The 17632-nt window shown below is 67.5% G+C and carries 22 protein-coding genes; 13 read left to right on the top strand and 9 right to left on the bottom strand.

All coding sequences use genetic code 11. The features are described from left to right. Positions 1-27 precede the first annotated feature (27 nt). Positions 28-714, top strand: coding sequence for an arylesterase (locus ACFOPO_RS06130; protein ID WP_386702674.1), 687 nt, complete (start codon positions 28-30; stop codon positions 712-714). A gap of 43 nt (positions 715-757) precedes the next feature. Here the strand turns inward: ACFOPO_RS06130 and ACFOPO_RS06125 are convergent, their stop codons facing one another. The 3 genes from ACFOPO_RS06125 to ACFOPO_RS06115 form a co-directional block, all read right to left on the bottom strand. After that, a complete protein-coding gene (locus ACFOPO_RS06125) occupies positions 758-2026 on the bottom strand; it encodes an aminopeptidase (protein ID WP_386701963.1) in 1269 nt (422 codons plus the stop codon). A gap of 104 nt (positions 2027-2130) precedes the next feature. Continuing rightward, entirely contained in the window at positions 2131-2619 is a 489-nt protein-coding gene (locus ACFOPO_RS06120; RefSeq protein WP_386701961.1) for a hypothetical protein, read from the bottom strand. Next, the gene (locus ACFOPO_RS06115; RefSeq protein WP_386701959.1) at positions 2616-3185 is read right to left on the bottom strand and encodes an RNA polymerase sigma factor; all 570 of its coding nucleotides are present in this window, start codon (positions 3183-3185) and stop codon (positions 2616-2618) included. The genes ACFOPO_RS06120 and ACFOPO_RS06115 overlap by 4 nt, the downstream gene beginning before the upstream one ends. A 177-nt stretch (positions 3186-3362) precedes the next feature. Between ACFOPO_RS06115 and ACFOPO_RS06110 the strand changes: the two genes are divergently transcribed. Together ACFOPO_RS06110 and ACFOPO_RS06105 are read left to right on the top strand one after the other, a co-directional pair. Beyond that, positions 3363-3689, top strand: coding sequence for a DUF6249 domain-containing protein (locus ACFOPO_RS06110; RefSeq protein ID WP_386701957.1), 327 nt, complete (start codon positions 3363-3365; stop codon positions 3687-3689). 52 nt (positions 3690-3741) lie between these two features. After that, a complete protein-coding gene (locus tag ACFOPO_RS06105) occupies positions 3742-4329 on the top strand; it encodes a cysteine hydrolase family protein (RefSeq protein WP_386701955.1) in 588 nt (195 codons plus the stop codon). 92 nt (positions 4330-4421) lie between these two features. Here the strand turns inward: ACFOPO_RS06105 and ACFOPO_RS06100 are convergent, their stop codons facing one another. Further along, positions 4422-6089 (bottom strand): M28 family metallopeptidase, encoded by a 1668-nt coding sequence (locus ACFOPO_RS06100; protein ID WP_386701953.1) that lies wholly within the window; start codon positions 6087-6089, stop codon positions 4422-4424. 150 nt (positions 6090-6239) lie between these two features. Continuing rightward, positions 6240-6662 (bottom strand): PepSY domain-containing protein, encoded by a 423-nt coding sequence (locus ACFOPO_RS06095; RefSeq protein ID WP_386701951.1) that lies wholly within the window; start codon positions 6660-6662, stop codon positions 6240-6242. Between the two features lie 275 nt (positions 6663-6937). Here ACFOPO_RS06095 and ACFOPO_RS06090 point away from each other — a divergent pair, with 275 nt between their 5' ends. The 4 genes from ACFOPO_RS06090 (at position 6938) to ACFOPO_RS06075 (ending at position 10771) form a co-directional block, all read left to right on the top strand. Continuing rightward, positions 6938-8209 (top strand): MFS transporter, encoded by a 1272-nt coding sequence (locus tag ACFOPO_RS06090; RefSeq protein WP_386701949.1) that lies wholly within the window; start codon positions 6938-6940, stop codon positions 8207-8209. 82 nt (positions 8210-8291) lie between these two features. After that, complete coding sequence (locus tag ACFOPO_RS06085; protein WP_386702673.1) at positions 8292-9059, top strand: HipA family kinase; 768 nt, start codon at positions 8292-8294, stop codon at positions 9057-9059. Next, entirely contained in the window at positions 9046-9471 is a 426-nt protein-coding gene (locus tag ACFOPO_RS06080; RefSeq protein WP_386701947.1) for a DUF3037 domain-containing protein, read from the top strand. The genes ACFOPO_RS06085 and ACFOPO_RS06080 overlap by 14 nt, the downstream gene beginning before the upstream one ends. 94 nt (positions 9472-9565) lie before the next feature. Continuing rightward, on the top strand, positions 9566-10771 hold the full coding sequence (locus ACFOPO_RS06075; protein WP_386701945.1) for a serine hydrolase domain-containing protein: 1206 nt from the start codon (positions 9566-9568) through the stop codon (positions 10769-10771). Positions 10772-10885: 114 nt separating this feature from the next. Here the strand turns inward: ACFOPO_RS06075 and ACFOPO_RS06070 are convergent, their stop codons facing one another. Further along, a complete protein-coding gene (locus ACFOPO_RS06070) occupies positions 10886-11095 on the bottom strand; it encodes a cold-shock protein (RefSeq protein WP_158732419.1) in 210 nt (69 codons plus the stop codon). A 271-nt stretch (positions 11096-11366) separates the two neighbouring features. Between ACFOPO_RS06070 and ACFOPO_RS06065 the strand changes: the two genes are divergently transcribed. The 4 genes from ACFOPO_RS06065 (at position 11367) to ACFOPO_RS06050 (ending at position 13251) form a co-directional block, all read left to right on the top strand. After that, positions 11367-11651, top strand: a complete 285-nt coding sequence (locus tag ACFOPO_RS06065) for a DUF4031 domain-containing protein (RefSeq protein WP_386701943.1) — start codon at positions 11367-11369, stop codon at positions 11649-11651. Between the two features lie 103 nt (positions 11652-11754). Then, the gene (locus tag ACFOPO_RS06060; protein WP_386701941.1) at positions 11755-12207 is read left to right on the top strand and encodes a DUF4019 domain-containing protein; all 453 of its coding nucleotides are present in this window, start codon (positions 11755-11757) and stop codon (positions 12205-12207) included. Positions 12208-12326: 119 nt separating this feature from the next. Next, entirely contained in the window at positions 12327-12566 is a 240-nt protein-coding gene (locus ACFOPO_RS06055; protein ID WP_386701939.1) for a DUF3297 family protein, read from the top strand. 115 nt (positions 12567-12681) lie between these two features. Then, positions 12682-13251 (top strand): DUF3016 domain-containing protein, encoded by a 570-nt coding sequence (locus ACFOPO_RS06050; protein WP_386701937.1) that lies wholly within the window; start codon positions 12682-12684, stop codon positions 13249-13251. On the opposite strand, the gene ACFOPO_RS06045 is transcribed toward ACFOPO_RS06050, so the two are convergent. Both ACFOPO_RS06045 and ACFOPO_RS06040 read right to left on the bottom strand, forming a co-directional pair. Beyond that, on the bottom strand, positions 13248-14009 hold the full coding sequence (locus ACFOPO_RS06045; RefSeq protein ID WP_386701935.1) for an ABC transporter permease: 762 nt from the start codon (positions 14007-14009) through the stop codon (positions 13248-13250). The genes ACFOPO_RS06050 and ACFOPO_RS06045 overlap by 4 nt on opposite strands. Further along, complete coding sequence (locus ACFOPO_RS06040; RefSeq protein WP_386701933.1) at positions 14006-14941, bottom strand: ABC transporter ATP-binding protein; 936 nt, start codon at positions 14939-14941, stop codon at positions 14006-14008. The genes ACFOPO_RS06045 and ACFOPO_RS06040 overlap by 4 nt, the downstream gene beginning before the upstream one ends. Positions 14942-15130: 189 nt before the next feature. Between ACFOPO_RS06040 and ACFOPO_RS06035 the strand changes: the two genes are divergently transcribed. After that, the gene (locus tag ACFOPO_RS06035) at positions 15131-15505 is read left to right on the top strand and encodes a YciI family protein (protein WP_386701931.1); all 375 of its coding nucleotides are present in this window, start codon (positions 15131-15133) and stop codon (positions 15503-15505) included. Between the two features lie 66 nt (positions 15506-15571). Here the strand turns inward: ACFOPO_RS06035 and ACFOPO_RS06030 are convergent, their stop codons facing one another. Then, the gene (locus ACFOPO_RS06030; protein ID WP_386701929.1) at positions 15572-16909 is read right to left on the bottom strand and encodes an amidohydrolase family protein; all 1338 of its coding nucleotides are present in this window, start codon (positions 16907-16909) and stop codon (positions 15572-15574) included. Between the two features lie 324 nt (positions 16910-17233). On the opposite strand from ACFOPO_RS06030, the gene ACFOPO_RS06025 reads away from it, so the two are divergent. Beyond that, complete coding sequence (locus tag ACFOPO_RS06025) at positions 17234-17578, top strand: RcnB family protein (RefSeq protein WP_386701927.1); 345 nt, start codon at positions 17234-17236, stop codon at positions 17576-17578. Positions 17579-17632: the final 54 nt, after the last annotated feature.

Here is a 17632-nt window from a genome sequence, read left to right as displayed (position 1 = left end):
ACGATGTTCACCAAGACATTCGCTGCGATGAACGAAGGATATGCGGCATCGCGCCGGCGCGTTCAATGTGCCATCGGATGGGGTGCCGCCCTCGTGCTGGCGCTGGCCCTCGCGGCGCCCGCATTGGCACAGTCCGCCGCGCGCGCCACACTGGCTGCGGCACCCGCGCGCACCGTGCTGGTCATGGGCGATTCACTCTCGGCGGGCTACGGCCTGGCCGCCTCGCAGGGCTGGGTCGCGTTGACCGCCGACCGCGTCGCCAAGGATCGACCGGGCTGGCGCGTCGTCAATGCCAGCATCAGCGGCGAGACCACTGCCGGCGGCGCGGCCCGCATCGGTGGCGAGATCAAGCGCACGAAGCCGGCCGTGGTGGTGATCGAACTGGGTGCCAACGACGGGCTGCGTGGCCTGCCGCTCGCGCAGTCGCGCGCCAATCTCGAACGCATGATCCGTTCGTCGAAGGACGCCGGCGCGAAGGTGCTGCTCATTGGCATGCGCATGCCGCCCAACCTGGGTCGCGAGTACACGCAGGGTTTTGCCGACAACTACAGTTCGCTGGCGAAGCAGTACAGCGTCGCGCTGCTGCCTTTCCTGCTGGAACCCATTGCGCTGGACCGCAATGCATTCCAGGCCGACAACCTGCATCCGGTGGCGAGTGCGCAGCCGAAGCTGCGTGACCATGTGTGGACGCAGCTTGGACCGTTGTTGAAGTGATCCGTCATCCCGGCGAACGCCGGGATCCATTTGCTGTATCCGGTCAGAGTTTCAGCACGCCCTTCTCGATGATCGGCTTGCCGTCCAGCGTGACCGTGCTGCCGGGCAGGAAGGCGATGACGCCGTAAGGCACCGAGTTGTCGCCGCCGGCCCAGGTGTTGCTGCCCGTGCCGACGGTGACCGCGCCCGCCGGCACCCACGTGCCGACCGTGCTGTTGGCCGGCAGCGCGACATTCGGGTTGATGCCGAAGTCGATGAAGGCGAACTCGTTCTTGCGCGGGTCTTCGACCGCGTCGTATTCGGCCTTGAAGTCGCCATAGCCCGGGCCGTCGCCGGTCATCGCGGTGATCTTGCCGCCCTCGATGGTCAGGGTCATGTTGTCGATGGGCTTGCCGCGGAAATACGTGCGCGTGTGCACGACCTTGCCCACCGCCGTGCCCGGCACCGGCGTGGTGTAGACCTCGCCCGCCGGCAGGAATGCCGCCAGCGACGGGCCGCCGGCCTTCTGGTCTTCGGGCGAAATGATGCCGTCGCTGACCAGCACGCGGCGGTCCTTCAGCTGCAGCTTCAGGTCGGTGCCATTGGGGTTGGTGATGTGCAGTTCATTGCCGGCCGCGATCGCCGCCTTGATCTGCTCGCCGCGCGCCTGCAGCTGGGCGTAGTCGATGTTGAGCCCCTTCCAGAACGCGTCGGCCAGTTGCGCTTCGGTCATGCCGTAGCGTTCGGCGCGCCATGGCGTCGGGTAGAGGTTGTTGCCGACTTCGACGATGCGCACGCCGTTGTTGAGGAAGGCCTGGCTCACCGCCTCGTCGGACTTGCCGCGCGCGGCCATGCGTTTGGGGTCGGCGCCTTCGTACAGGTTTTCGCTGGTGCCGTTGTTCAGGCCGATCGCGACGTCGGCGATGTCGGCCAGTTCCAGGCCGAGCTTGTCGGTCTGCGTGTCGTACTTTTCGGACACGTCGAAGAACATGCGTCGCGACATGCGATCGCTGCCATAGGTCACCAGCGGGAACGCGCCGAGCTTGCGCACCTGCACCGCGATGTTCTCGATCAGTTCGGCATCCTGGGAGCGGCCGCTGATGAGCACGACCTCCCCTTCCTTGACCGCCGCCGATTGCGAGACCAGGCGTTCGGCGAGTTGCTCCAGCTCGGTGGCCGAAGGCTTGGGCACCGCTGCCGTGGCGGGGGTGGCAGGCGTGGCCGCGGTGGCCGGAGTGGCGGAGGCGGCTTCCTCCGACGGCTGCTTCTGGCAGGCCGCGAGCGCGGTGCAGACGGCAACCGCGAGCGCGGCCGCGACGAGGGGACGGTTCATGGCGAGCCTCGCATTCCCGGGTGCTGGCCGGGCTCGGAGAGCCAACGCCAACCGCCGGGTTCAGCGGTCACCGTACTTCTGTCACCGCCCGTCGGCAACGGCCGTCAGGCAGGGTGTCCTTGGTCGTGGTGCCGCAGCAGGCGTCCTCCCCACTGCCAGGCCAGCGAGAGGCCCAGGCACCCCATCAGCAGGCCCGCCCAGCCGGTCGTCTGCGCCGACGGCTGCGGCCACAGGGCGACGAAGGCCGAGACCCAGCCCGATCCGTAGATCGCCACTGCGCCGACCGCCACCACCACCAGCACCGCAATCAGGATCCGCAGCAGCCAGCCTTCGACGCGCTCGCCCAGGGTCTGCGCGGCCTCGACCCGGCGCACGATCTGGTCGGTCAGGTCGAAGGGCACCGGTTCCATCGCCGGGGCCCGCAGCGCGCGGGCGATCAGGCGGTACTCGCCAACACGCGGATCGGCCGGATCGAGCGGGACGCCACGGCGCTCCTGCTCCATGGCGCGCTCCTGCGCCTGCCACTCGCGCTCCAGGCGCTGGGCGTCGGCTGGCTGCTTGCCTGAGGGGGTGCGGTTGTCGGGTGTGTTCATGCGATGGCTCCCATCCGGGCCTGCAGGCGTTCGCGCAGGCGCGCCCGGCTCCGGAACAGATGGCTCTTGATCGTGCCTTCGGCGAGACCGGTGATGCGGGCGATCTCGACGATGGGCACTTCATCCAGGTGATACAGCGTCAGCAAGGTCCGCTGCAAGGGCGGCAGGGCCTCGATTTCCTCGTGCAGGCCGGCGGCGATCTCGGCGTCGGCGCAGGCGCTTTCCAGGTCGAAGCCGTCGCTGACCTGGTCGAGCAGGGACAGGCCGTCGTCGTCATCGCCACTGTCGGCGATCGCGATCCGGCGCTTTTCGAGGTGGCGCTTGGCCACCGAATAGGCGACCTGGCCGATCCACGACTTCAGCGCGCTCTCGCCGCGGTACTGGTGCAGGCACTGGTGCACCCGCAGGAAGGCTTCCTGGCACAGCTCGCGGGTGTCCTCGGGCTGGCGGACCATGCGCTGGATGATGTGCCAGCACAGTCCCTGGTACTCGCGCACGAGCCGTTCGAACGCGCCGGGCACGTTGCCCAGCACGTCCTCGACCAGTTTGCGGTCGTCCGGCGTCACAGCGATCCACCCGTCATGGCTATGTGGATACGTCCAGGGCCGGGATGGTTGCAACCGGTTTTCACGCCGGGGGCTGCAACCGGTGCAACCGGTCGTGGGCTGGCCGTATCTGATGGCCTGAACCCGGAACCTTTCCCGATCAACCACGTCCCGACCACCCAGCCATAGAGAGCCACCATGAACTTCGAGCTGCTGATCCCGATCACCCTGTTCATCTGCATCACCTACGCCATCAAGGTCGTGGTCGACGCGCGCACCCGCGCCAAGCTCATCGCCGGCAATGGCTCGGAAGACCTGATCCGCTCGCTGGTCCAGGCCGAAGCGCAGCAGCGCCGCCACACCTCGCTGCGCTGGGGCATCCTCTTCGTCGCCCTCGGCCTGGGCTTTGCGCTGATCGAAGCCTTCGGCTGGACCGAAATCACCCCTGGCGTGATCGCAGTGCTGCTGGGCATGACCGGCGTGGGCAACCTGCTGTCGTACGCGGCGTCGCGCAAGCTGGGTTGAGCGTGGCGGGGGCTGCGCGCAAAGTATCGGCATTGCCTTGCGGAGACTGCGCATGACCCCTGGCCGCCACAGCCTGCTATCGAACAGCGTGCTGATTCCCATCGACGTGCAGCGTGGTTTTGATTACCCGCCGTGGCCGGCGCGCAACAACCCGGCCATGGAGGCCAACGGCCAGCGCCTGCTGGCCGCCTGGCGCGACCGCAACCTGCCGTTGATCCACGTGCGCCACGATTCCGTGGTGCCCGGTTCGTCCCTTGCGCCGGAACACCCGGGCAATGCCTTCCGCGATGGTTTCGAGCCGCTGTCCGGCGAGCCAGTGGTGAGCAAGTCGGTCAATGCCGCCTTCATCGGCACCGATCTCGATCTGCGGCTGCGCCGGCTCGGCATCGACACGGTCATCGTGTTCGGCATCAGCACCGACATGTGCGTGTCGACGACCGCGCGCGTCGCCTCCAACCTGGGCTACCGCACCGTGGTGGTGGGCGATGCCTGCGCCTGCTTCGACCTGCCCGACGGTGCCGGTGGCGTGATCAGCGCCGACGAGATCCAGCGCGCGCACCTGGCGACGTTGCGGGTGGAGTTTGCCGACGTGGTCGATACCGATTCGCTGATCGCGCAGTTGCGCGACGTGGCGGCCTGAAAAGCAAAGGGCGAAGCAGTCGCTTCGCCCTTGCCTTCAAGCAGCTGCCCTCACCCCGGCCCTCTCCCGCGCGCGGGAGAGGGAGTGGGTGGTTACTTGCGATCGCCCGCCGTCGCGTCACGCGCGGCACGGAACTCCGAGGCGGAATCCCAGTTCGGCCAGCGGTCCGAGTCGGCCAGGTCGTGGCCGACCGTGTACAGCAGCTGCAGGTCGCGGGCCATGCCGGCGAAGGTCCAGCTGGCTTCCCACTGGTCGGCCGGCTGGTGGTAGCGATCGGCGACGTATTCGTCTTCGATCTTCTTGCCCGCTGCCAGGCCGCCGTCGACCAGGTCGTTGCCGGAACCGAACGAGATCGCCGGCACGCCGCGCTTGGCGAACGGGAAGTGATCGGAGCGGAAGAAGTGGCCGGCTTCCGGCTTCGGGTCGGTCACGTAGTCCAGGTTCCACTGCTTGGCCGTGGTCACCAGCTGGTCGAGCAGTTCCTGCTTGGCGCTGCCGGAGGTGGTGAAGTTGCGTGCCAGGCCGTGCGGGTCGAGCGCGTCCATGTTGATCACGGCCACGGTCTTGCCCAGCGGGTACAGCGGCTTGGAGGCGTAGTACTCCGAACCGAGCAGGCCCTTCTCTTCGGCGGTCACGGCCAGGAACACGATCGAGCGGTCCGGTGCCGGCGCCTTGGCGAAGCCGCGCGCGAGCTCGAGCATGGCGGCGATGCCGGTGGCGTTGTCGACCGCACCGTTGTAGATGGTGTCGCCCTTGGCATCGGGCTGGCCGACGCCGAGGTGGTCCCAGTGGCCGCTGTAGATCACGGTCTCGTCCGGGCGCTTGGCACCGTCGATGCGACCGACGATGTTGTGCGAGGTGATGACTTCGCGGTTGACGTCGTACTTGGCCGACAGCGTCGCGCCCTTGAGTTCGACCGGCTTGAAGTCGCGCGTGGCGGCCTGCTTCTTCAGCGCGTCGAAGTCCTGGCCGGCGCCCTTGAACAGCGCAGCGGCGAAGTCGCGCTGGATCCAGCCTTCCATCGTCGGGTGCACCGAGGCCGGGTCGTCGCGGACGACGTCGAACATGGTGTTGGTGTTGGAGTTCTTCACCGTCGCCCAGCCGTAGGAAGCCGGCGCGGTCTCGTGCACGATCAGCAGGCCGAGGGCGCCCTGGCGTGCGGCTTCCTCGTACTTGTAGGTCCAGCGCCCGTAGTAGGTCATCGCCTTGCCGCCGAAATCACCTTGGCCACTCTCGAAGTCCGGATCGTTGATCAGGACGACGGCGATCTTGCCCTTGAGGTCGACGCCCTTGAAGTCGTCCCAGTTGCGCTCCGGCGCCTTGACGCCGTAGCCGACGAACACCAGCGGTGCGTTGGCGATGTCGATGGCGGTGGTCCCGTTCTGCGCGGCGCGCACGGCGATCTGCTCGCCCTGGGTCAGCGCCTGCGACTTGCCGGCGACCTTCACCGACACCTGCGGCGCGCCCCTTATCTCGGCGCGCGCCAGCGGCACGGCCTGGGTCCACTCGCGCTGGCCGTCCTTGAGGTCGCCACCGGGCTTGAGGCCGGCGGCCTTCATCTGCGCAATGACATAGTCGACGGTCTTGGTCTCGCCCTCGGTGGCGGGGCCGCGGCCTTCGAACTCGTCGGTGGACAGCACCTTGACGTCGTTGGACAGGCGCTTGGGGTCGAAGGTCGGGGCGGTCGGCTTGGCCGCCGAGGCGGGGTTGACCGCCAGCGCTATCGACAGCGCCAGCAGGGAAACGGCAGGAAACTTCATGGACGCTCTACCAGTTGGAGTCCGCCGATCTTAGGCAGCACGGGCGGCCACGGCCAGCATGACCATTGGCCCGGGCGCTGGGCGGCGGCTTGCTTTGCCAGGACGGTCGGTTGAGGCCCCTCCCCCTGCTCGCAGGGGGAGGGGCGGCACTCAGTCCTTTTCCTTGCCGACCACCTTGCCATCGGCCGGGTCAATCTTGAGCACGACATCGCGGCCGCCGGGGTCGTCGCCCTCGGCATTCCAGATGCCGTTGTCGAACTCGACATCGTGGACATTGGTGTAACCGGCGGCCGACAGGCGCGCACGCACATCGGCCTCGCTGAGATTGGCGACCTGCTCGTCCGGATAGACACGACCGGTCTTCGCATCGATGCGCACGTCGACACGGTTGCCTTCGGCGCTGCGCGCGTCGGCCTTCCACACGCCGTCCTCGAACTTCACATCATTGACCTTGGTGTAACCCTGTTCGGCCAGCTGCTTGCGCACTTCGTGTTCGGTCAGCGCGTCCTTCGCCAGCACGGGTGCGGACAGGCACAGCAGCAGCATTGCATTCAACGCGACGATCTTCTTCATCGTTTCATCTCCTCGGCATTGCAGCGTCCGAGTCTTGTTTCCGCCAGACGAACCGGCAGTGAACGCGCGCGGCATCGTTCAGCTGCACGTGCACACGACCTTCACGCGCGCGACGTTGCCGGATGTGTCGACATGCGTCGGCCTGGCCGCGTCGACTGCGCGCCCCGATTACCATGGAACCCAGTGTTGCCCGGTCGCGGCTGGTTTCGCCCGCAGGCGACGCGCACACTTTCATTCCCACGGCTGTCCATTCGCCGCTGTCTCCGGTACCCCACGTGACTGCTTCCCCTGCCGTATTGCCAATCGTGCGTCCGTTGTGGCGCGACCGCACGCTGGTGCTCGCCGGCATCGTGCTGTCCGCGTTCAACCTGCGCACGGCGGTGACCTCGCTGACGCCACTGCTCGACAGCCTCGGGCAGACGCTCGGTTTTGGATCGACCATGACCGGCGTGCTCGGCATGGTGCCGACCGCGGCCTTCGCGGTGTTCGGCGTGGCGACACCCGGCATCGCCCATCGCCTCGGCCTGGAGCGCACCGCACTGCTGGCGATGGTGCTGGCGACCCTGGGCCTGTTCGCGCGTGCCTTCGTCGGCGATACCTGGATACTGCTGCTGACCTCGGCCGTGGCGCTGTCGGGCATGGGCATGGGCAACGTGGTGCTGCCGCCGCTGGTGAAGCGTTACTTCGCCGACCGGGTCGGCACGGTCAGCGCCTTCTACATCACCGTGCTGCAGCTGGGCACGATCCTGCCGGCGCTGCTGGCGGTGCCGCTGGCGCAAAGCGTCGGCTGGCGTGCTTCGCTCGGCGGCTGGTCGCTGGTCGCGGCGGCGGCGGCGTTGCCGTGGATCGCGGTGCTGTGGATGGAGCGCTTCGGCCATTCGCGCCAGGCACGGGCGCTGGCGGATGCGCACGACTGCGCGGTAAAGGTCGGCGACGCAGCACCCGAACTGGCCGAGCCTGCCTGCCCGGGGCGCGTATCGCGCTCGCCGGTGGCATGGGGCCTGGCGCTGATGTTCGGCATGACTTCGCTGATCACCTATTCGATGTTCACCTGGCTGCCGAAGCTGCTGGTCGAGGCCGGTGGCAGCCCGGCACTGGGCGGCAGCATGGTCGCGCTGTTCTCGACGCTCGGGCTGATCAGCGCACTGGTGTTGCCGGCGGTGGCAGTGCGGGTGAGCAATCCGTATCCGATCGTGGTCGCGTGCGCGGTCGCCTACGTCGCCGCGTTCGCCGGACTGCTGCTGGCGCCGATGGCGGCGCCGCTGCTGTGGGTCGCGCTGCTGGGCCTGGGACCGAGCACGTTCCCGCTGTCGCTGACGCTGATCAACCTGCGCACGCGTTCGCAGGTCGGCTCGGCCAAGCTGTCGGGTTTCATGCAGGGCGTGGGCTACAGCCTCAGCTGCCTGGGACCGTTGCTGTTTGGCCTGCTGCACGAGATGACGCACGGCTGGGCATGGCCGTTCGCCTTCCTGCTGGTCTGCCTGGCCGTACTGCTGGTCGGCGGCTGGCTCGCCTGCCAGCCGCGCATGCTCGAAGACACCTGGTAGACGCTCTCAAGGGCATCTACCAAGCCAAGGCCATGGGTTGCAGGTAACCTGTCGCGGCTTTTCATTGGCCCTGCCCATGCCCCTGCGCTCCATCACTGCCGCCCGCTACGTCACGCCGCTGCGCGAAGGCGGGTCGCTGCCTGCCGTCATCGAGGGCGATGACGACGGCCTGTATGTATTGAAGTTCCGCGGCGCCGGGCAAGGGCCCAAGGCGCTGGTCGCCGAGCTGGTCGCCGGCGAGATCGCGCGCGCACTCGGGCTGCCGATTCCGGAGCTGGTGTTCGTCGATCTCGACCCGGAGCTGGCACGCACCGAGCCCGATCCCGAGATCCAGCAGCTGATCAAGGACAGCGCCGGCCTCAACCTCGCCCTCGACTACCTGCCCGGCTCGATCAACTTCGATCCGGTCGCCGAGCAGGTCGATGGCGCTCTGGCCTCGGAAGTGGTGTGGTTCGACGCGTTCGTCAGCAACGTCGACCGCAGCTTCCGCAATCCCAACCTGCTGATCTGGCACCGCAAGCCGTGGCTGATCGACCACGGCGCAGCGCTGTATTTCCATCACGGCTGGGACGGATCCCCGACTCATGCCGGCAGCGCGTTCCCGATGATCCGAGAGCACGTGCTGCTGGCGCGCGCCGACGACATCGCCGGCGCCGATGCACGCCTGGCACCGAAGCTGGCGCGCGAGGACTTCGCCGCGATCATGGCGATGGTGCCCGACGCCTGGCTCGTTGGCGCCGACACCCCCGCCGACCCGGCCGAACACCGCGCCGCCTACGTCGAACACTTCATGCAACGACTGGCGCAGCGCCAGCGTTTCGTCGAGGAGGCCGTCAATGCACGCGCCTGATCCGATCAAGCGTGACCCGCAACGCCACGACACCTACGACTACGCAGTGATCCGCGTGGTGCCGCGCGTGGAGCGAGAGGAATTCGTCAACGTCGGCATCATCCTGTCGTGCGCCGGCGCGAAGTTCCTGGAAGCGCGCATCGAGCTGGACGAAGCGCGCCTGCTCGCGATCGATCCGCAAGTGGACCTCGAAACCGTGCGCCGCCACCTCGCCGCGATCGAAGTGATCTGCGCCGGCGGCCCCGGCAGCGGCCCCATCGGCCAGTTGCCCCAGCGCGCGCGCTTCCACTGGCTGACCGCCAAGCGCAGCTCGATCATCCAGACCTCACCGGTGCACATGGGTCGCTGCCCCGCAGTCGGTTCGGCGATCGAGCACCTGATGGCGAAGATGGTGCGGGTCTCCGGAAGCTAGGGCCGCGGGAGCCGTGCGGTAAACCAACGCCCCGATCCTTGCATCCCAGCTGGCGCCGCATGAAGCCGCGGCCCATCCCACGGAGGCAGGAAGCATGTCCATCGAATCGCGCGGCGCCCGGATCATCCGGGCGCTCTTCACGAGAGCCGGCGCCGCACTGCTGGTAGTGGTTGTCGTGGCGACGCCCGCTGCGCAGGCCTTCGCGGCCAAACGCGCGCCATCGCTTCCGCCATTCGCCGAAGTCATTGAGCGCGAAATGCCGGCGATCATGAAGTCCGCCAACATCAAGGGCGTCGCCGTCGCCCTGCTCGTGGATGGCGAACTCGTGTACGCCAAGGGATTCGGCTTTGCCGACCACGACGGCAAGCTGCCTGTCACGCCCGACACCGTATTCTCCGCGGCCTCGCTGTCGAAGCCGATCGCGGCCTGGGTGGCGATGCGCCTGGTCGATGAAGGCGTGATTGCACTCGACGAACCCGTCGCCGACACGCTGTCACCGTGGCCGCTTGCCGGCAGCGCGTTCGACTACCACGCGATCACCTTCCGCCACCTGCTCTCGCACACCGCCGGCACCACGCTCGGCGGTTACCAGGGCTGGCTCGACTTCAACGAGTTGCCCTCGCTGGAGGAGTCGCTGGCCGGCAAGACCAACGGGCGTGGCGCAGTGGAACTGTTCGCGCCGGCGGGCAGCCAGTTCCAGTACTCGGGCGGCGGTTACACCCTGATGCAACTGGCGATCGAACGAACCACCCGGCGCAGGTACTCCGACCTTGCCGACGAACTGGTGTTCCAACCCCTGCACATGCGCCACACCAGCGTGGCGATGACCCCGGCGATCATGGCCCATGCGGCGCAGGGGCATGGCGACGACGGCAACCCGGTGCCGTCGCGTTATTACGTCGAGCAGGCGCCGTCGACACTGACCACCACCGTCAACGACTTCGCGAAGTGGATGATCGCCGGCATGGTCGACAACGATGGCGAATCGAAAGGCCCGCTGTCCGGGGAAGAACTGGCACAACTGCGCGAAGCGGCGACGCTCACCTCGCAACGCGCGCCGGGAGACGCGATCTACGGCCTGGGCCATTTCATCGAACGCCTCGGTGATGGCAGCACCGCGGTAGGCCACGACGGACGCAACCAGGCCGGATTTCGCGCCAAGTTCCTGATGCGGCCTGAGCAGCGCGACGGAATCGTCTTCCTCAGCAATTCCCGCTCGGGCCTGGCACTGGACCGCATCGTCTGCCTGTGGGGGGCCGATGCGGCACATGTCGACGCCGCCACGGCCTGCAGCAAGTAGCGCAAGGGCAACGTCCATGGATTCCCGCCTTCGCGGGAATGACGGGCAAAAAAAAACCCGGCCGAAGCCGGGTTTTTCCTTCGTCAGCGCGTTAGCGCCGCGACGATGTCAGACTCAGACCGCCTGCACGGCGTCGGCCTGCAGGCCCTTCTGGCCCTGGACGACGGTGAAGGTGACCTTCTGGCCTTCCTGCAGGGACTTGAAGCCCGAGCCCTGGATCGAACGGAAGTGGACGAACACGTCCTCGCCGTTCTCGCGGCTGATGAAGCCGAAGCCCTTGGCATCGTTGAACCACTTGACGGTACCGGTTTCACGGTTCGACATTTTGTTTACTCCTTGGAACATGGTGAATTGCCGCTTTCGCGGCGTGAGGCTGGTTGCAAGGAGAAAACGAGGTGCAACGATGGAGTAAATCTTGATCTACATCGGGCCACATTCACGGTGACCCTTGGCTAACTCAGCGCGGCAAACGTTAGACGCTATTGCCTCGCAAAGCAATGGCGGGGATGCAATTCTGTTCAGAGATGGAACGTTTGCCCCCTCCAGACGCCCTCCAACCCCTCCCGGAGCCCCCCATGACAGGCCCCAGCCCGCCATGACCGTCTACGTCGACGACGCTGTTCATCTGTGGCGCGGCCGGCGCTGGGCGCACCTGATGGCCGACACCCTGGACGAACTGCACGCCATGGCCGCCAGGCTCGACATCCCGCGGCGCGCCTTCCAGGACAAGACCTCCGGCGCCCACTACGACGTCCCTGCCGACCTGCGCGAACGCGCCATCGCGCTCGGCGCGCAGCCCATTTCCCGCCATACCGACCGCGAACGCGTCCGCGCCGTCATCCGCGTGGCCAAGCTGCAGGGGCGCGGCGAGCACCCTTGATCCGCCCTGATCGTGTCGCATGTGCTTCACGGCGCCTCGGCATGGGCTACGCATACTCAGCCCACCCATAGCCGACCGGCCTGCCCCGTCCGGAGACCCGCCGATGACCCCCTCGAGGAAGCTGGCCGCACTGGCCTTCCTGGCACTGACCGCCGCGTTCGCCCCGGCGATGGCCCAGCAACAGGCCGCGGCCGCCCGCGAGATCGACCCCAACAGCCTGGCCACGGCGGCGATGCAGGCGGCCCAGCTGATCGACGCCGGACGCGCCGGCGAAGTCTGGGACGGCGCCTCGGCCGTGGCCAAGCGCAGCGTCGACCGCAAGAAGTTCACCGAATCCATCGCCGCCCAGCGCAAGCCGCTCGGCGCGACCGCGGCGCGGCGCTGGACCGTCGTCAGCCGGCACTCCACGGCCGGCACCGAGCAGTTGCCGGCCGGCACGTACGCCAATGTCGAGTTCGACACCCAGTTCGCGGGCAACCGCACCGGCCACGAGCTGATCTCGTTCCGCCAGGACGAGGACGGCACCTGGCGGCTGGCCGGGTACGTATTGAAGTAAGGCCAGTGCTCAAGTAAAGCCAGTATTGAAGTAAGGCCAGCGGCGGGCCGGCGCCAAGTATCCTTATGGCCCCGCGCGGCCGACGCCGTGCGGCAGCAGCCAAACGGACCACGACGACCATGACCGACACCACCCCGCCCGACCGCCTCTCCAACGACCCGCGCAGCCCGCACTACAACGAAGCCCTGCTGGAGCGTGGCGTCGGCATCAAAGTCAACGGCGTGGAGCGCACCAATGTCGAGGAGTACTGCATCAGCGAAGGCTGGGTGCGGCTGCCGGTCGGCAAGTCGCTCGATCGCCGTGGCAACCCGATGACGGTGAAATTGAAGGGCACCATCGAGGCCTGGTTCCTGACCTGATCTGGCCTGACATCAGAAACCGCCGCTGTACGACCGCCATGGCACCCATGGCGGACGCGCGGGCGCAGGCAGACAATCGGTGTGTACCAACACCGGTACCCCTCCGGAGCCTGCCATGAACCTGCGGCCCGCCCTCATTGCCCTCGCGCTGGCCATCGTCAGCGCCGGCGTGCCCGCCGATGCGCGCACGCGCAACGTCACCGATCCCAACGCACCGCGCGCCCTGCCCGTGGAGGGCCCGGTCAGCGTGCGCTGGGAGGATCCGTCCAAGTTCACCGACATCCGCTACAGCCGCAATCGCTGGGAAGCGGTGCGCGGCAACTGGGTCGAGGAGCTCGCCGAACATGTGCGCAAAAGCGCCGAGAAGCGCCTGCCGCCAGGCCAGCGCCTGGACGTCGATATCGTCGACATCCGCCGCGCCGGTTCCTATGAGCCCTGGCATGGCCCGGACCTCGACGACACGCGCATCATCCGCGACATCTATCCGCCGCGGATGACCGTCAATTTCCGACACACCGATGCCAACGGCACGGTGCTGGCCGAAGGCGAACGCAAGCTCAGCGACACCGGCTTCATGATCGGCGCCAGCCCGGTGACCAACAGCGACATCCTGCGCTACGAAAAAAGCATGATCGACAGCTGGCTGACGCGCGAGATCGGCTCGCCGCGCTCCGACCGGAGCTAGTTCTTCAGCTTCCAGCCGGTGCGGAAGATCCACCACACGATCGCCAGGCACAACGCCAGGAAGCCCAGGATCGCCATCGCGCTGATGCCGACGTTGACGTCGGAGATGCCGTAGAAGCTCCAGCGGAAGCCGCTGATCAGGTACACGACCGGGTTGAACAGCGCGATCTTCTGCCACACCGGCGGCAGCATGTTGATCGAATAGAACGCACCGCCGAGGAAGGTCAGCGGCGTGATGATCATCAGCGGCACGATCTGCAGGCGCTGGAAGCTGTCCGCCCACAGGCCGATGATGAAACCGAACAGGCTGAAGGTCACCGCGGTCAGCAGCAGGAAGCACAGCATCCAGAACGGGTGTGCGATCTCGTAAGGCACGAAGAAGCGCGCCGTGACCAGGATCAGCGCGCCCAGCATCAGCGACTTGGTCGCGGCCGCGCCGACGTAGCCGATCACGATCTCGAACGCCGACACCGGCGCCGACAGCAGCTCGTAGATGGTGCCGGCCCACTTGGGCATGTAGATGCCGAAGGAGGCGTTGGAGATGCTCTCGCTGAGCAGCGACAGCATGATCAGGCCGGGGATGATGAAGGCGCCGTAGCTGACCCCGCCGACCTCGCCCATGCGCGCGCCGATGGCCGCGCCGAACACGACGAAGTAGAGCGAGGTCGACAGCACCGGAGAGACGATGCTCTCCATCAGCGTGCGGAAGGTGCGGGCCATCTCGAAGCGGTAGATGGCGCGGATCGCGTGCAGGTTCATGCGCGCTCCTCCCGGCCCTGGCGGACCAGGCTGACGAAGATTTCCTCCAGCGAGCTCTCGCTCGAATGCAGGTCGCGGAAGTCGATGCCGTGGTCGTGCAGGCGGCGCAGCAGCGCGGCGATGCCGGTCTCCTGCGCCTGCACGTCGAAGGTGTAGACCAGCGTGGTGCCGTCCTCGGACAGCTCCAGCGGGTAGTCCGACAGCCCTTCGGGGATCTTTTCCAGCTGCGACTGCAACTGCAGCGTCAGCTGCTTCTTGCCGAGCTTGCGCATCAGCGTAGCCTTGTCCTCGACCAGGACCAGCTCGCCGTGGTTGATCACGCCGATGCGGTCGGCCATGTCCTCGGCCTCTTCGATGTAGTGCGTGGTGAGGATGACGGTGGTGCCGTTCTCGCGCAGGCGCCGCACCATCTGCCACATCTCGTGGCGCAGCTCGACGTCGACGCCGGCGGTGGGCTCGTCGAGGAACAGGATCTGCGGCTCGTGCGCCAGCGCCTTGGCGATCAGCACGCGGCGCTTCATGCCGCCGGACAGCGCCATGATCTTGCTGTCCTTCTTGTCCCACAGCGACAGGTCGCGCAGCACCTTCTCCAGGTAGGCCGGATCGGGCGCCTTGCCGAACAGGCCGCGGCTGAACTTCACCGTCGCCCACACGCTTTCGAAGGCATCGGTCGACAGTTCCTGCGGCACCAGGCCGATCTTGCTGCGCGCGGCGCGATAGTCGCGCACGATGTCGTGGCCGTCGGCCAGCACCGTGCCCGAGCTGGCGTTGACGATGCCGCAGATGATGCTGATCAGCGTGGTCTTGCCGGCGCCGTTGGGCCCGAGCAGCGCGAAGATCTCGCCGCGGCGGATCTGCAGGTCGATGCCCTTGAGCGCCTGGTAACCCGACGCGTAGGTCTTGGTGAGGTTGCGGACATCGATGACCGGCACGCGTCGACCCTCTTGCACGGATGGCAGCGCAGCATCGTACCCGAGGGCTGCTGCGACAAGTCACTGATCCGGGGAGGCATCATCCCGTGGGCGGGCGAATGGTCCATCTGTCGCCTTTGGCACATGAGCGCGCGCCGCGATCGGCCACAATGGGGCTCCAGACGTCCCGACCACTGCCAGGAGGCCCCAGTGAAGTTTCTGCTCATGGTGTACACCGACCCCACGCTGATGGATGCGCTGCCCGAGGGTGAGTTCGACCGGATGATGCGCGGCTGCCTGCACAAGGCCGACGAACTGCGCGCCAAGGGCGTGCTGCTCGATGCGCAGCAGCTGGAGGAGCCGGTGACCGCCAAGTCGCTGCGCGCGCGCAACGGCAGCACGACCATATTTGACGGCCCGTTCGCCGAGGCCAAGGAAGTGTTCGCCGGCTTCAACCTGATCGAAGCGGCGAACATCGAGGAAGCGCTGGAGATCGCGCACTCGTTCCCGTGGATCCGCGTCGGCTCGATCGAAGTGCGCCCGGTGCGCGACATGGACGCCGTCCGCGACCGCGTAGGCGCGTAACGCGAACCCCCTCCCCCCTCGCGGGGGAGGGACAGGCGCCGCAGGCGCCAGGGAGAGGGAAAGCCCTTACTCCCCGCCGCGAACCACCTTGCCCTGCTTCATCACCAGCACCGGCTTCTCGGTCGCGCGAATGTTCTGCAGCACATCGCCAGGCACCGCGACCACGTCGGCGAACTTGCCGACTTCCAGCGTGCCGGTCTCGCCGTCGACGCCGAGCAGCTTCGCCGAGCCCTGGCTGCTGGTCAGCAACGCGGTCGACGGGCTCATGCCCAGGTCGACCATGTCGCCGAATTCCTGGGCGTTCATGCCGTGCGGATAGACCGCCGCGTCCGTGCCCAAGGCGATCGGCACGCCGATCCGCAATGCTTCCTTGAACATCTTCGTGTGCGCCTCGCCGGCCGCGCGCGCCTTGGCGCCGATCTTGGGCGGGTACGAGTCGGCCTTGGCGACCACCCACACCTGGGTCATGCGCGTGGGCACCAGGTACGTGCCCTTCTGCTTCATCAACTGCAGCGTCGACGAGGTGAGGAAGCTGCCGTGCTCGATCGAATCGACGCCGGCCTCGACCGCCTGCTTTGCCGCCAGGTCGCCGTGGCTGTGCGCGGCCACCTTGCGGCCCCAGGTGTGGGCCTCGCCGATGATCGCCTTGAGCTCGTCCGGCGTCAGCTGCGGCACGTCGACCGGGTCGGCCTCGGACAGCACGCCGCCGGAAGCGCAGATCTTGATCAGGTCCGCGCCGTACTTCATCTGTTCGCGCACGGCCACGCGGCATTGCTCGGCGCCGTTGCAGACGCCTTCGAGGGTGCCGACCGGCTTGACCCGATCCGGCGGGAACGGCGATGCGTCGCAATGGCCGCCGGTCGAGCCGATCGCGTGGCCGGCCACCAGCATGCGCGGGCCTTCGACCAGGCCGCCGTTGATGGCATTGCGCAGGGCGACGTCGACGAAGTCCGGCGCACCGACCTCGCGCACCGTGGTGAAGCCTGCGTCCAGCGTCAGCCTGGCGTTGCGCGCGGCATGGAACGACTGCTCCACCGGGAAGCGCAGCATGTTCTCGTAGAAGCCCTGCGCCCAGTCGTCGTCGTGGTCGGAGGCGATGTGGGTATGGGCATCGATGAAGCCCGGCAGCAGCGTCGCCTCGCCGAGGTCGATGACGCGCGCATTGGCCGGCAGCGGCGCGGACGCGCCCACACCGATGATGCGGTCGCCCTGCACCACCACCAGGCCCGGCGAGGTCACCCGTCCGCTGCGGCCGTCGAACAGGTGCGCGGCGCGCAGCACCACCGGCTGCACCGCGGGCGCAGCGGCCGGCGCAGCGCTCGCGGGCGCCTGGGCGTGGGCGATCAGTGCGGCGGACAGGGCCAGCGACAGGCCCGTCAGGGCGGCGGCGAGGTGCGACTTCATTCGATTCCCCTTGGCGGCGGTGAAGGTTCCCGGGCCGAGTGTAGGGCAGCCGTCTCGCCCGGTGCGACCGCCGCCGCCGACACTGGCCGCCTCCTCGTCAGGGAGACAGCGGGGCGACGCGCGGACTGGGCCCCGCGCGCCGCCCCGGCTTTTCTGGCCCTCCGGAACCCTTGCCAGGGGGCTTACCTAAAGGCCGAATGAAGGACGTCATCGCCGAATAGCGACGGCCGTCATGGTTCGCGAAGGGCGGGCCTTGCCGGCGCCGGCGGCACCGTAGGATCGCAGCGCACGCACCAACTGCATCTGCACTCCACAGGGGAACCCATGAAGCGCCTGCTCTCCGTACTACTGATCGGTTTCGTGTTCCTGGCGCCTGCGGCGGCTTTCGCCCACGGCAAGAAGCACGGCGACGACCATCACCACCATGACGATCACGACCGTGATTACCGTGATGACGACCACCACCCTGGCAAGCACAAGGGCCACCACAAGCAGGAGTACCGCCGTGGCGTGGTCTATGTCGAACGCCGGGTCTACGTGGACGACTACACGCGTTACCACCTGCACGAGCCGCCGCGCGGCCACCGCTGGGTGCGCAGCGATGACGGCAAGTACGTCCTGATCGCCGTGGCCACCGGCATCATCGCGGACGTGTTGTTGCACCATTGAGGCGCGCTTCCCGGGTGCGCTGCGCTTACCCGGGCTACGTTGATTGCAAAGAGC

The organism is Lysobacter sp. GCM10012299, assembly GCF_042649405.1.
Taxonomy (GTDB): Bacteria; Pseudomonadota; Gammaproteobacteria; order Xanthomonadales; family Xanthomonadaceae; genus Lysobacter_J.
This window is presented reverse-complemented; position numbering and strand designations above follow the sequence as displayed.